The sequence below is a fragment of the Pseudomonas sp. TH32 genome (assembly GCF_016650855.1).
Lineage (GTDB): Bacteria > Pseudomonadota > Gammaproteobacteria > Pseudomonadales > Pseudomonadaceae > Aquipseudomonas.
The window spans coordinates 543,102-556,752 of the sequence record NZ_JAEKFA010000001.1; the positions used below are offsets into that span (position 1 = coordinate 543,102).

The 13,651-nt window shown below is 61.5% G+C and carries 9 protein-coding genes and 1 pseudogene; 1 reads left to right on the forward strand and 9 read right to left on the reverse strand.

Features of this window, described 5'->3' with window-relative positions:
* Entirely contained in the window at positions 1 to 1,284 is a 1,284-nt protein-coding gene (gene hmgA, locus JFV30_RS02520; RefSeq protein WP_201121737.1) for a homogentisate 1,2-dioxygenase, read from the reverse strand.
* 119 nt (positions 1,285 to 1,403) lie between these two features.
* On the opposite strand from hmgA, the gene JFV30_RS02525 reads away from it, so the two are divergent.
* Positions 1,404 to 2,195, forward strand: coding sequence for an IclR family transcriptional regulator (locus JFV30_RS02525; protein WP_201121738.1), 792 nt, complete (start codon positions 1,404 to 1,406; stop codon positions 2,193 to 2,195).
* 135 nt (positions 2,196 to 2,330) lie between these two features.
* On the opposite strand, the gene JFV30_RS02530 is transcribed toward JFV30_RS02525, so the two are convergent.
* From JFV30_RS02530 to JFV30_RS02565, 8 genes and pseudogenes are all read right to left on the reverse strand, one after another.
* Positions 2,331 to 4,820, reverse strand: coding sequence for a LuxR C-terminal-related transcriptional regulator (locus JFV30_RS02530; RefSeq protein WP_201121740.1), 2,490 nt, complete (start codon positions 4,818 to 4,820; stop codon positions 2,331 to 2,333).
* Between the two features lie 274 nt (positions 4,821 to 5,094).
* Positions 5,095 to 6,462 carry a DUF1329 domain-containing protein gene (locus JFV30_RS02535; protein ID WP_010176972.1) on the reverse strand — a complete coding sequence of 456 codons (1,368 nt, stop codon included), beginning with the start codon at positions 6,460 to 6,462 and terminating at the stop codon, positions 5,095 to 5,097.
* 25 nt (positions 6,463 to 6,487) lie between these two features.
* Complete coding sequence (locus JFV30_RS02540) at positions 6,488 to 8,278, reverse strand: DUF1302 domain-containing protein (RefSeq protein ID WP_029616183.1); 1,791 nt, start codon at positions 8,276 to 8,278, stop codon at positions 6,488 to 6,490.
* A gap of 484 nt (positions 8,279 to 8,762) precedes the next feature.
* Positions 8,763 to 9,674, reverse strand: a complete 912-nt coding sequence (locus JFV30_RS02545; RefSeq protein WP_169387114.1) for an SDR family oxidoreductase — start codon at positions 9,672 to 9,674, stop codon at positions 8,763 to 8,765.
* 969 nt (positions 9,675 to 10,643) lie between these two features.
* Positions 10,644 to 11,545 (reverse strand): annotated as a pseudogene (locus tag JFV30_RS02550) (alpha/beta fold hydrolase).
* The gene (locus JFV30_RS02555) at positions 11,545 to 12,327 is read right to left on the reverse strand and encodes a class II aldolase/adducin family protein (RefSeq protein ID WP_010176977.1); all 783 of its coding nucleotides are present in this window, start codon (positions 12,325 to 12,327) and stop codon (positions 11,545 to 11,547) included. Before JFV30_RS02555 ends, JFV30_RS02550 begins: the two are co-directional and overlap by 1 nt.
* Before the next feature lie 165 nt (positions 12,328 to 12,492).
* Positions 12,493 to 13,179: an LrgB family protein gene (locus JFV30_RS02560; protein WP_010176978.1), complete on the reverse strand. Its 687-nt coding sequence runs from the start codon at positions 13,177 to 13,179 to the stop codon at positions 12,493 to 12,495.
* Positions 13,169 to 13,555, reverse strand: coding sequence for a CidA/LrgA family protein (locus tag JFV30_RS02565; RefSeq protein ID WP_201121742.1), 387 nt, complete (start codon positions 13,553 to 13,555; stop codon positions 13,169 to 13,171). The genes JFV30_RS02560 and JFV30_RS02565 overlap by 11 nt, the downstream gene beginning before the upstream one ends.
* Positions 13,556 to 13,651 lie beyond the last annotated feature (96 nt).

Genomic DNA, 13,651 nt, shown 5'->3' on the forward strand with positions numbered 1-13,651 from the left:
TTATCTCCGATTCGGGTTGAAGGTTGCAGGCAGCGAGGCCCAGCAAGCGTCGTAGGAAGGTTGCAGTTGCGGGCATTCCAGCGCGAACTGTGTAGGACGCAGCACCTGGCTGGTCTCGAACATGAACGCCATGGTGTTATCAATCTTGTGGGGTTCAAGCGTCGCGTTGATGGCCTTGGTGCAGGTCTCGCCATCCGGGCCATGGGCGCTCATGCAACTGTGCAGCGACGCGCCGCCGGGCAGGAAGCCTTCGGCCTTGGCGTCGTAGGCGCCCTGGATCAGGCCCATGTATTCGTTCATCAGGTTGCGGTGGAACCACGGTGGCCGGAAGGTGTTTTCGGCGACCATCCAGCGGGGTGGGAAGATCACGAAGTCGAGGTTGGCCAGGCCGTGCACGCTGGTGGGCGAGGTCAATACGGTGAAAATCGACGGGTCGGGGTGATCGAAACTCACGGTGCCAATGGTGTTGAAGCGGCGCAGGTCATATTTGTACGGCACGTTGTTGCCGTGCCACGCCACCACGTTCAGCGGTGAATGATCCAGCTCGCAGCCCCACAGTTCGCCGAGGAATTTCTGCACCAGTGTGGTCGGTTGCTTGAGGTCTTCGTAATGGGCGACGGGCGTGAGGAAATCCCGTGGGTTGGCCAGGCCATTGCTGCCGATCGGGCCGAGGTCCGGCAGGCGCAGCGGTGCGCCGTGGTTTTCGGCGACGTAGCCGCGGGCCTGGGTATCCAGCAGCTCGATGCGGAATTTCAGGCCGCGTGGCAGCACGACAATTTCCAGCGGCTCCACGTCCAGCACGCCCAGTTCAGTGGCGATGCGCAGGCGGCCCTGCTCGGGAACGAGCAACAGTTCGCCGTCGGCGTTGAAGAACACGCGGTCCATGGAGCGGTTGGCACGGTAGGTGTAGATGCTGATGCCTGAGGGTTTTTCCGACCCGGCGTTGGCGACCATGCCGACAAGCCCGTCGATGAAATCTGTCGGCTCATCCGGAATATCCAGCGGGTTCCAGCGCAAGCGATTGGGCGTCACGGCGCCCAGCGGGCCACCGGCCAGTTGCCGCTCCAGCTTGACGAACGCCGGGTGATTGGCCGACGGCTGGATGCGATACAACCAGGTGCGCCGGGCTTCGCTGCGGGCCATCGTGAAGGCGGTGCCGGAAAAGAGTTCGGTGTACAGCCCGTAGGGCGCTTTTTGCGGGGCGTTCTGGCCGACGGGCAATGCACCGGGCAAGGCTTCAGTGGCAAATTCATTGCCAAAACCCGATTGGTATTCGAGGGTCATGGATCATCCTCTGAGCGGAAGTTGTTTTTATCGTAATCCAGTTACGCATAACGTAATTTGATACCTGTTGACCGTCAAGCTATAAAGACGCCCATTCGTCTTTCGGATTCATGCCCTCCATGGAAAAGCCGCCCGCTCCCCGCGACACCGGTAAACAGAAAGTCCGCTCGGCTGAAGTGGGCACCGACATCCTCAAGGCCCTGGCTGAACTGTCGCCGGCCACCTCGTTGTCGCGCCTGGCCGAGCACGTGCAAATGCCGGCGAGCAAGGTCCACCGCTACTTGCAGGCGCTGATTGCCTCAGGCTTTGCCGAACAGAACACCGCCACCAACCATTACGGGCTGGGCCGCGAAGCCTTGCGTGTGGGGCTGGCCGCGCTGGGCAGCATGGACGTGCTGAAAGTCGCCGCCCTGCCCCTGGCGGAACTGCGGGATGAACTGAATGAAACCTGCTTCCTGGCCGTCTGGGGCAACCAGGGCGCAACGGTGGTGCATATCGAGCCGGCGGTGCGCGCGGTGACGGTGGTCACGCAATTGGGGTCGGTGTTGCCGTTGCTCAGTTCGTCCACCGGCTTGGTGTTCAGCGCCTTCCTGCCGTCGCGGGAAACCGTGGAGTTGCGTGAGCGGGAGATTCAGGCGGGCGTCGCCCATGCGTTGGCGGATGACCAGGCGTACGCCACCACCTGCGCGCAGATCCGCCAGCGCGGCCTGCACTTTGTGCATGGTTTGCTGATGCCCGGCGTGGACGCGTTGTCGGCGCCGGTGTTTAACGCGGTCGGGCAAGTGGCGGCGGTGCTGACCGTGGTGGGACCGACGTCGTTGTTCCATGCCGATGAAGACGGGCCGGCGGCGAAGCGTTTGTTGGCGGCGACCGAGGCGGTGAGTTGGCGCATGGGTTATCAGCTTCCCTGACACAACACCGTTCAACTGTGGGAGCTGGCTTGCCTGCGATAGCGGTGCATCAGGTTAGCTATCTGCCACTGACACACCGTCATCGCGGGCAAGCCCGGCTCCCACATTAGCCTGCGTTGATGTCGAGATTAGAGTTCAAGCCATCAATCCCAGCGTCTTGGCCTTGGCCACTGCCTGCGTGCGCCGCTCCACGCCCAACTTGCTGTGAATGCGCCGCGCATGGGTCTTCACCGTGTGCAGCGAGATAAACAATTGGCCGGCAATTTCCAGATTGGAATTGCCCTGGGCAATCAGCTGCAGCACTTCAAGCTCACGCTGGCTCAGGGGATTTTCCCCCGCCGCCGCCGGGCATTCCTGCGGCTCCAGCCCCAACGCGCTCAACAACCCCGGTTGCCTGAGCCGCAACTCGCGAATCGCCTGCTGCACCTGGCAACGCCCCGCCAGTTCCAGCCCGGCTTCAAGCGAGCGCACGGCCAACGGTCGATCACCGACTTGCCAGGCCACTTCCCCCAGTACCAACTGCAACTCCGCTTCCAGGCACAGCATGCCCCGCTGCCGGGCGGTCTCCAGTAACGCGCTCAGGCGGGCGATGGGTTCTTCGGCACGGCGCAATTTCACTTCGGCCAATACCTGCAAATACTCAAGGCGCGGGATCAATTCAAGGGTGGCCGGCGGCGCCTGTTTGGCCTTGGGCTCACGGTAGTGGCGCAGCACGCGGGTCACTGCTTCCAGGGTCAGTTCGGCGCGGCCCTGTTGCAGCCAGAAATGCCCGCTGAGCAACAGCAGCACAGCGCGGTACACGGTGTCGGGCACCTGGCGTTGTTGCATCAGGCGCTCGGCGTCCCGCAACTGGATAAAGGCCTCGGCGTAATCGCCCTTGTTGGCCGCCAATAACGCCAGGCCGAGGTAGCCATAGAGCACGCGTTTATCCTGGCTGTGCAGGCACATGCCCAGGCCGGATTCGAAGCATTCGGCGGCCACCGCATCGTGCCCCTGGCGCAGGGCCAAGTGACCACGTCGCAACGAAATCCGGCCTACCAACGGCCCGGCCTTGAGCCGCTGTTGCACCAGCATCCGCTGCACGTTTTCCAGCAGGCTCTGGGCCCGATAGGGCGCGCCACGTTGCTCCAGCAACTGCGCATGATCCAGCTCCAGCAACGCCTCCAGCAACAAGGAGCCATGGGACCGCGCCAGGCACAATGCCTCGCGGTTCAGCGCCTGGGCCACGTCCAGTTCGCCACGCAGCAGAGCCTGTTGGGTCAGGCCCGACAGGCACATCAGGCGCGAGGTCCAGGCGCTCTCGGGCAAGTCTTGCAGGGCTTCGAAAAAATGCTCGCGGGCCCGCACAGCTTCGCCGCCCAGATGCAGCAGCCAACCCCATTGCGCCTGCCAACGGGCCAACAGGTAGCGCTGCAGGTGCGCGGTCGGTTGCGGGGTGAAACGTGCCAGTTGATCGATGCACAAGGCCGCCTGATCGAAGCGCCCTGCAAACAACAACGCCGCCGTCACCAGCCCCACCAACTGTGCCGAACCCAGCATCAATTCATCGCCATGTTGCTCATGCAGGCGTAACAAGAGCACGGCGTTTTGCTGGCGGAACAGGTCTTCAAAACTGAAATGCTGCAACAGGCTCACGGCCACTTCGTACTCTTCGGCCAGCAGCGCCTGTTCAAACGCCGCCTGCCAGTCCTCGGCGGCGGTAAACCATTGGCAGGCGAGACGGTGCCAGGAGCGCTTGGCCGGCCAGGGTTCGTCGCGCAGCAGTTGCGCCAGCGGCGGGAAGATTTGCAGCCAGTCGGTGGCGTCTTCCCAGGGTTCGATAAAGGCGCCCAGCGCCTGCAAGTCACGCAGGTAGGCGCCACCGTCGCCAAAACCGAACAGGTGGTCGCACAGGCTCGGGTTGAAACGTGGCAGGTGCGCAAGCACACGCCAGGCTTCGGCCAGTTCCGGGGCCAGGCCACTGAACAGCTCGTGTTGCAGGTAATCGAGCAAGGTTTTGTCGGGGTGCCCCTCGCCTTCAAGCAAGGCGATGCGCACACCGGCGCACCAGCCGGCGCTGAACGCCAGCACCTTGTCGGCGCGGGGCCCGGCCAGGTGCTGGAGCTCGTTGTGGTCAAACGCCAACTCGGCCGCGCTGCATTCCCACAGTTCATCGTCGAGCAACAGCCGGGGCCAGTTACACGCCGGGCGCCGCCGCGCGCCGATCCACCAGGTTAAAACGGGACTGCTGGCCGCCAGGATGCGATCGAGTAACGCATCCAGTTCAGGCGCCGGCGCCCGGCAAAAGTCATCGAGAAACAGCCAGGCAGGTGCTTGCCAGCGGTTCAGGGCCAGCAGCAGCGTGGGTTCATCGACAAAATCGAGGCCGAGGCTTTGGGCCAGGCGCTGACATAAATCCAGGGCCGCGCCGTTCAACGGCAACCAATGCACCTGGCAATCCGCAGGCGCTTGCAACGCGCACTCGGCGAGCAGCGCACTCTTGCCACTGCCAGCCGGGGCGCAGAGCAACTTCACCCGCGCGGGAGCGCTGAGCAATGGCCCGGCCAGGCGTGGGCGCAACAGGTGATGGGGCGACAAGCGTGGCATGAATCCAGGACGATCCAGACAACGGGTCATGGCGGTCATTACTGCGTCCCTGTTTTTTATTATTAGGCGGCGTGCCCCCTACCCTAGTCCTGTGGTTGGCGGTTGTTGAGGAGTATTCAGCAGGCTGATTGCCGGGCATAAAAAAGCCGGGAGCGCAAACGGCCACCCGGCATGAGACTCAGCGTTGAAATACGTTCCCGTGTGGGAGCTGGCTTGCCTGCGATAGCGGTGTGTCAGGTCAGGTATCTGTTACTGATACACCGCTATCGCAGGCAAGCCCGCTCCCACAGTTTGAGCGCATTTCAATCTGCTTTTAGCGCACGCCTTCCGAGCGCAATGCTGCCGGCGTGTAGTCGGCCGCCTTGGCCGCAAAGCCGAACACAAAGCTGCTCTTCTCTTCGTTCTTCATGCCCAGCGCGATGTAGCGCCCGGCGATGATGTCGTACAGGGTCTCGACGGTGTAGGCCGGCACCTGGTGGTCATAGTAGAACTGCGCATGCCCTTCGGCGACGCGCCACAGTTGGCCGCGACCGTCGTAGTGATCCACCAGCGCGACTTGCCAGCTGTCTTCGTCGATGTACATGTGGCGCTTGGCGTAGATGTGCCGCTCGCTTGGCTTGACGGTACCGATCACTTCCCAGACCCGGTGCAGCTCGTAGCGGGTCAAATCCTGGTTGATGTGACCGGCCTTGATGATGTCGTCGTACTTGAGGGTCGGCGAGTCGAGCTTGTAGCTGTTGTAGGGAATGTACATTTCCTTCTTGCCCACCAGCTTCCAGTCGTAGCGATCGGGGGCGCCGGAGAACATGTCAAAGTTGTCCGAGGTACGCAGGCCGTCGGCCGCGGTGCCGGGACCGTCATAGGCCACTTGCGGCGCACGGCGCACCCGACGCTGGCCCGCGTTGTAGACCCAGGCCAGGCGCGGCTCTTTCACCTGGTCGAGGGTTTCATGCACCAGCAGTACGTTGCCCGCCAGGCGCGCCGGGGCAGTCACCGATTGTTTGAAGAAGGTCAGGACGTTGGCGCCCTTGACCGGGTCCATGTCCGGGATCAGTTGCGGCACGGCCACTTCTTCTTCGAAACGGATCGGCGTGTAGCTGCCGTTGGTCTGCGGCGTAGCCTGGGTGATGATGCGCCGCAGGTTGCCCCCGTGGTAACGGGTGATGTGGTTCCACAGCACCTCCACGCCGTTCTTCGGAATCGGGAAGGCGTAGTAGCGATTGCCGGTGAAATTCTCCAGGCCGTTGCCGTCGTTGATCGCATGCACGTTGAGCGCGCTGCGCTTGATCGAGTCATAGATTTCCGGCGGCAGGTTAACCGTGCGGTGGGTCGGGTAGACCGGGATTTTGTAAGTCTCGGGGTAGCGCTTGAACATCGCCACCTGGCCTTCGGAGAGCTTGTCCTTGTACTTGTCGACCGTGGCCGCGGTGATCACGAACAGCGGTTTTTCATTGGCGAACGGGTCGGCGAGGAAGCCCTTGCTGTCCACTGCGCCAGCGTTTTTCGGAATGCCGCCGGTCCATGGCGGGATCGAACCGTCGGCGTTACCGGCCTTCTCGGCGCCTACCGGGGTCAGGGTGGTGCCCAGCTTGGCCGCTTCTTCCGGCGACACCGCGGCCATCACGTTGGCGGCCAACAGGCTCAGTGCCAACACGCCGCATTGCAGAATCATCTTGCGCATAGTCTCTTGTCCTCTTTAAGCCAAATCAGAAGTTCACGCCAAAACTCAGGGCGATGAAGTCGCGGTCGGTGAGGGTGTTGTAGTCCCCGCCAAAAAAGTCGGTGTAGCTCAGGCTAGCGGTGTAGGTGTTGCGGTAGTCCGCATCCACGCCCACGCTGATGGCCTTGGCCCCTTCGTTGAACAGGCCGTTGGGCCCATAGCCGCTGACGTCCTGGGACCACGACACGTTGGGCTTGAGGTTGACCCCGGCAAACACGTTGTTGTAATCGAGGATGGCCCGGGCGCGATACCCCCAGGAATTGGCCGTGACAAAACCGTCGGTGTCGCCGCCGAAGCCGTATTGGCCGTAGACCGAATCACGGCCGTAACGCAGCTTGGATTTCGCCTCCAGCCCGCCGACATGCACGAAGGCCGCTTCGCCCACCAACGTCAGGCGTTCGGCGCCCAGGACCTGGTCGAAGAACTGGGTCATGGTGCTCTGGATCTGGGTGATTTCCTTGCGGCGGTAGCCAGCGTTATCGGCACCGAAGGAACTGCTGATCGGTGAGGCTGCGTTCCCGGCAATCGGGTTGACCAGGGCCAGCGTCAGGTCGGTGGTGTTGAGCTGTACGGGCGCATTCGGGCGGTAGCTGATTTCGCCGGTCCAGGCCGTGCCGGTGGGCAAGGTGGTGGAGAAGCTGGCGCCGAACAGGCGGATATTTTCCGGGTAGTCGAGGTAGTACTGGCCACGGCCGAGCATCGTGCTTTGCGCCAGGCCGGAGCCGGAGCCCGGGGCGATACCATTGGCCGCGTTGACGATGCGGCCAATGGTTGCCAGGTTGGTGTTGGCGGTGATGGTACCGACCGTGGGCGTGCGACTGTGGTAGTTCATGAAGTACAGGCCGTACTCCGTGTCATCGCCCAGCCAGCGCAAGGCCATCCCGAACTGGCCACCATCGCGTGCCTCACGGTCTTTTGCACGCTGAACCACCACGCCTTCGTTGGTGACCTGGAAGCCCTGGCCAAACGCCGCCGCCACGGGTTGCAACGGTGCAATTGCCGGGCTGCCAACGGTGTAGTTGCCGTTACAACCGTGGGCCACCACGTCGTTACCGAAGAAGGTGCCGCAGTTATCCACCACGGTGTTTTCCCAGTTCAACTGGTAGAAGCCTTCCACGCTCAGTTGGTTGGTGAGGCTTTGGGATGCAAACACCATGTTGACCGGAATCAGGCCTTCCTTGATCTCGGCACCGGGCCGGCGAAAGGCTGAGACGTCAATCGGGTTGATGCTGTTGATGGAGTTGCCGATGAACGTACTTTCGCCCCAGCTGACCACCTGTTTGCCGACACGCACGTTGCCCGGCAAATCACCGATGGAATAGTTGTGGTAGACGAACGCATCCAGCAACTCGTAACCGGAAGAGCGCGCGCCCTCGTCGCGGTGGTTGTTGCTGATCTGCTTGAATTCGCGGTCTTCGTCCTGCAGTTCGAAGTCGTACCAGTACTTGCCGCGCACGAACACGCCGCTGTCGCCGTACTTGAGCTCCAGGTCGTGGATGCCCTTGAAGATCTTGGAGAAGGTCTCGCCCTTCTTGAAGTTCAGGCGACCGTCATCACCGGTTGAGGCTTGCCCCGTGCCGCCGTTGGGAATGCCCACCAGTTTTTTGTCGGCGTCGCGCATGCCCCAGCTGGCACCGACCGACAGCGAGGAGTCGAATTGCCCTTCGATCTCGCCGATGTTGAATGAAACGGCCTGCGCCTGGGCACAGCAACCCAAAGCAACCGCAGCGGCCAGCGCCTGTGGCCTGAAGATGGCGCGCATTGTTGTTCTTGTCATGCGTCTTCCCCGGTGGTGTGACAGAAGGCCCCACCCTACTGCCCGCCATCAGGAGCGATAAGCGCACCAAGGAGGTATTCGTGTTGTCGCCCGAAAGGATGACGGGCCGCTCTGGGCGGGGTATTGGCGGGGGCATGGACGAGATGGATGAAGGGTTATCAGGAGGATGGATGAAGCGCTAACGTCACTGTTGCCGGTTTGGTAACAGTCCTTGTCCTGAATCGCTATTTTTCATTCTGTAACAAAAGCCTATTCTTGCTTGGCTTTCAGGGCAAACCGCCCGCTTCCCCACCTGGGAAGAACAGCCAGATTTTATGGATTGATCACTGTTTTCAATCTGTTACCGGTGTTCACTGACGTTGATTTATTGCTCCTTGATCAAACGTCTTACTTCAGCCGCTGCCTTTGCAGTGGCTTTTTTTTGCCCGAAATAAAGCGGGGCGCCATGGCGCCCCGGGTTGATTAAAACTTTTTCATGCAACGATCAGAGGCTGTACTTCTGCAGGTTGGCCATCATCTCCTTCAACGCCTCGATAGTGTCCTTGGGGTGAGCGGCCCCTTCGAAGTCGCAGATTTGCTGCCAGTGGGCGGCGACATCATCCGGCGAGAAACCGGCTTCAGGGTCGAACCCCACACCCAGGCTGCGCTCCCAACGGGTCTTGCCGATCCAGCCACCGCCCACCTCAAACAGCCCGGAGGTTTCCTGGCACGCTTCGCTGCCCAGGTACACCACCAACGGGCTGATCAGTTCCGGTTTGAGGCGCTCGAAGACTTGCGGCGGGATCAAGCCCTCGGTCATGCGTGTACCGCCGGTGGGGGCGATGGCGTTGACCAGGATGTTGTTTTTGCGGCCTTCCAGCGCCAGGGTGCGGGTCAGGCCGTACAGGCCAAGCTTGGCCATGCCGTAGTTGGACTGGCCGAAGTTACCGTAGATGCCCGAGGTGGAGGCGGTGAAGATCACCCGGCCGTAGGCTTGTTCGCGCAGGTGGGGCCAGGCGGCGCGAGTGACTTTGTAGGCGCCTTCGACGTGCACGCGGTAAACCAGGTCCCAGTCGCTGTCTTCCATCTTGTGGAAGGTTTTGTCCCGCAGGATCCCGGCGTTATTGACGACGACGTCGATGCGACCGAAGGCGTCGAGGGCGTTCTGGACGATTTTGTCTCCGTCGGTGACGGAGTCGTGGTTGGCCTCGGCGATACCGCCGGCCTCACGGATTTCGGCCACGACGCGATCGGCCGCCGAGGCGTTGGCGCCTTCGCCCTGGGTTGAGCCGCCAAGATCATTCACCAGCACTTTGGCGCCGTGTTTGGCGAACAGCAGTGCGTGGGCGCGACCCAATCCACCGCCGGCGCCGGTGACGATCACGACCTTGTCTTGGAACTGCACAGGCTCACTCATTGGGAACTCCAGGGGCGGTTAGGGATAGATGAGTGGAGTGTCAGGCACGGGGCTTTTGGTCACAATAAATACGGTTGGGGGTGAATGGTGTGCGATAAGGCTGGGGGATGATTGGTGTGGCCTAGGGGTGGGTACATATCCGTTATTTGGGTGATGGCTGGTATGGGTTCCGCTCTTACAGCGGGTCACTTTTGAAAGGAGCCCAAAAGTAACCAAAAGGCTCTTGCCCCACCACTCGGCACCTCGCCTAGGCTCGGTGTGCCCTCACTCCGGCTTTGGACCGTGGGCCGCCGCGATGGGCCATCCTTGGCCCAGCGCGGCTAACCCGGCGTCCTGCCGGGTTACCCACGCTCCAAAGCCTGCGTTCGGCCAGCGTGGTTTAACGGGGCGCCCAAGATCAAGATCAAAAGCAGATCAAGAACACAGCGGCCTACAGGCCGGCTTGAGTGGTGTGAAGCAAAGGCAAAATCAAAATCAAAATCTACAGCGGGCACGGTCCAACTGTAGGAGCTGGCTTGCCTGCGATGGCCTCGCCTCGGTGCATCTGAAAAACCGAGGTGTCTGCATCGCAGGCAAGCCAGCTCCCACAGAAAAGCAGAGCTGCATCAGTTTCAGATTTGGCTTTCGCTTTTGATCTGGCTTCTACCACTCAAGCCGGCCTGTAGGCCGCTGTGCTTTTGCTTTTGATCTTGATCTGGCTCTAACTGCCCCAATAAGCCCGAGGCCGAACGCAGGGATTGAGGAGCGGGTAAACCGGCAGGACGCCGGTTTAGCCGCGACGGGGCAGGGACGCCCCGTCGCGGCGGCCCGCGGAGCAATCCCGGAGTGAGGGAACACCGAGCCTTAGCGAGGTGCCGACAGGCGGGGCAGAGCCCTTGCTTACTTTGGGGCTTTTCCAAAGTGAGTCGCTGTAAGAGCGAAACCATAAGTAGCCGTTACCTAAATAACGGATATGCACTCAAACCAAAATCAAGAATAAGCCACTCGGGAAACCCCTACCCCAAGCCCCTCCCGAAACGCCAAGTAATGCTTCAACACCTGCACCGGCGCCTCAATCTGCGGGTAGTGCCCAATATTCGCCAAAACCACCGTATCCGCATGCGGCACCAACTCACGATATCGCTCCACCATATGCCCACCGGAAATCGGATCAACCTCCCCATCAATCACCCGCAACGGCACCTCCCCCGCTGCATCGCAGCCACCCAGCGATCCCGTTGCCGCCGACGCTGAGGAATGTACGCAATCAACTTGTGCAAAATCCGTGGCCCATCCTGGCTCTCAATCAAACTCCAGAAATCATCCAGCGCACTTTCACTGGGCCGAGTCGCAGGCCCGAAAATTTGCCCAAAACTGTTGGCCAATGCATTGCGCCCAAACGTACGCCCGATCATCCAGCCCAACGGGCTCAGCAACAGCTTCTGCACCAACGCCGGACGATGCGTCTCCGGAAACAACCCACCGTTGAGAAACACACCACTGGCCATCTGAAACCGACCTTCGTAATGCCGCGCCAACAACTCCTGCGCGACGCTGTCACCGTAATCATGGGCCAGCACATGCACCGGCTGCTGCACCCAAAGATGCTCCAGCAGCGCCTGCTGCAAATCCGCCTGTTCCAGCAGGCAATAGGTGTGATCCAGCGGCTTGGCCGAATCGCCAAACCCCAGCATGTCGCAGGCAATCACCTGGTAACGTTGGGCCAGCGGCTGCCACAGGTAATGCCAGTCCCAGCTGGCCGTGGGGAACCCATGGATCAGCAGCAACGGCTCGCCCTGCCCCGCCACCCAGTAACGAATGGTGCGGCCGCGGAACTCGAAACTCTGGGCGCGCTGGCGCCAGATACGCAGTGGGATCTCGGCGATTGGCATCAGCTTTTATACCCGGGGTCGAGTGCATCGAGTTTGCGCAGCAACGCCGGCCATGCCAGCGCGCCGCCCATGCCTTGGGCGCTTTTGGTGACCCCGGCGATCATCGCCCGGGCACCGGCCAGTATCGGTGGTGCGATGCTGATCAATTCGGCGCCACCGTTCTGCGCCATCACCTGGATGTCGCAGGTGCGCTGGAAGATGAACATCATCAGGAAGGTGTCGGCGATGCTGGCGCCACAGGTCAACAGACCGTGGTTGTGCAGCATCAGGAAATTGTTTTGCCCAAGGTCGGCCTGCAAGCGGGCCTTTTCCTCGTGGTTCAGCGCCACCCCTTCGTAGGCGTGATAGGCCAGGCTGGAGAGCACGAACAAGGATTGCTGGCTGATGGGCAACACGCCTTGCTTCTGCGCGGAAACGGCGATGCCGGAAGCGGTGTGGGTGTGCAGTACGCAGACCACGTCGTGGCGTACTTCGTGGACCGCGCTGTGGATGGTGTAGCCGGCCGGGTTGACCTCGTAGGGGCTGTCCATCAGCTTGTTGCCCGCCTGGTCGACCTTCACCAGGCTGGATGCGGTGATCTCGTGAAACATCAACCCGTAGGGGTTGATCAGGAAATCTTCGGTGCCCGGCACCTTGGCCGAGATGTGGGTGAAAATCAGATCATCCCAGCCGTGCATCGCTACCAGCCGGTAGCACGCGGCGAGGTCGACGCGGGCCTGCCATTCGGCCGCACTGACCTGGTCTTTAACGCTGTGTGTCGATTGAACAGTGGCTAGGCTCACGGCAATGACCTCCTTGGTGCGTTTTATTATTTTTTTAAGTGAAGGGGCAATCCAGGCAGAAGAAGCAGTCTAGTCAGACCTCGAGGCCGCCGTAGTTGCATTGGCAGCCAGCTTGATGACCGAGCGGGTCAGTCCTGAGGATAGTTCGATTTTGTTCTGTGCGTGTCAGAGAAGCGACGCCAATAAGGGCGCGGCGAACAGGTTGAGCAACCCGGTCAGTACCATCACCAGCCCCGCCACCGAGCCTTCCTCGCCGCCCACTTCATGGGCCCGGCTGACGCCCGCGCCATGGGCGCCCACGCCGAATAACGCACCGCGTGCCAACGGCGTGCGCAACGGCAACCACTTGAGCAGTACGCCGCCGAGCATGGCACCGAACACACCGGTAAACATCACGAACACGGCCGTCAGTTCCGGCACGCCGCCCAGGTCGGAAGACACCGGCATGGCGAACGGCGTGGTGATGGAACGGGGCACCAGCGACATCGTGACCGAACTGTCCAGCGCCAGGGCCCTGGCCAGGCCATAGGAGGTGGCGATAGACGCCACACTGCCCGCCACCATCCCCAGCAACAGGGCAGACCAATGGCGCATCAACAATTGGCGCTGTTGCCAGATCGGAATGGCAAACGCCACCGTCACCGGGCCCAGCACCAGCATCAGCCAGTGGGTATCGGTGGAGTATTCGGCGTAGGCGGTTTTCATCGGCACGGCCACCGCCAGCAACAGTGCCGGGACCAGAATCAGCGGTGACAGCAGGTAGCGCCCGGTGCGCCGGTAGATCCAGCGGCTGAAGCCGTAGGCCCCCAGGGTCAGCGCCAGCCAGAACATCGGCATCAGCTCAAGCTTCATGGCGCAGCTTCCAGCGGCACACGAATTCCACGGTAAAGGCCGTCACCAGCATCACCGACAAGGTGCTGAAGCCGATCACCAACATGATCCGCCAACCGTCATGGCGCACCAGGCCACCGTAGTCCAGGAGGCTCATCAACGCAGGAATAAAGAACAGCAGCATCTCCGCCATCAGCACGCCGGCGCCCAGTTGCAGGGCCGCCGGTTTCACCAGGCCAGTGGCGAAGGTCAGCAACAACAAGCCCAGGCCGACCACACCGCCAGGAATAGGCCAGCTCAGCCAGGCCGCCAATTGGCACCCCAGGAAGTAAATGGCCAGCAGGACGATCAGTTCAGCCAGCAACCGACCGACGTGTTTGAAGGTGAAACGTTTCATGAGCTTTGGGTCCTCGCAGGGCTCCCATTTTAAAGAGGCCCCTGGCATCCCCACAGCGAATTGTTAGACTGCAAGCTATTCCAAACTGGAATCAGG

Excerpts from the sequence above, each read along its gene's own strand:
- hmgA (WP_201121737.1), bottom strand. The coding sequence starts at position 1,284 with ATGACCCTCGAATACCAATCGGGTTTTGGCAATGAATTTGCCACTGAA.
- JFV30_RS02525 (WP_201121738.1), top strand. The coding sequence starts at position 1,404 with ATGGAAAAGCCGCCCGCTCCCCGCGACACCGGTAAACAGAAAGTCCGC.
- JFV30_RS02530 (WP_201121740.1), bottom strand. The coding sequence starts at position 4,820 with ATGACCGCCATGACCCGTTGTCTGGATCGTCCTGGATTCATGCCACGC.
- JFV30_RS02535 (WP_010176972.1), bottom strand. The coding sequence starts at position 6,462 with ATGCGCAAGATGATTCTGCAATGCGGCGTGTTGGCACTGAGCCTGTTG.
- JFV30_RS02540 (WP_029616183.1), bottom strand. The coding sequence starts at position 8,278 with ATGACAAGAACAACAATGCGCGCCATCTTCAGGCCACAGGCGCTGGCC.
- JFV30_RS02545 (WP_169387114.1), bottom strand. The coding sequence starts at position 9,674 with ATGAGTGAGCCTGTGCAGTTCCAAGACAAGGTCGTGATCGTCACCGGC.
- JFV30_RS02560 (WP_010176978.1), bottom strand. The coding sequence starts at position 13,179 with ATGAAGCTTGAGCTGATGCCGATGTTCTGGCTGGCGCTGACCCTGGGG.
- JFV30_RS02565 (WP_201121742.1), bottom strand. The coding sequence starts at position 13,555 with ATGAAACGTTTCACCTTCAAACACGTCGGTCGGTTGCTGGCTGAACTG.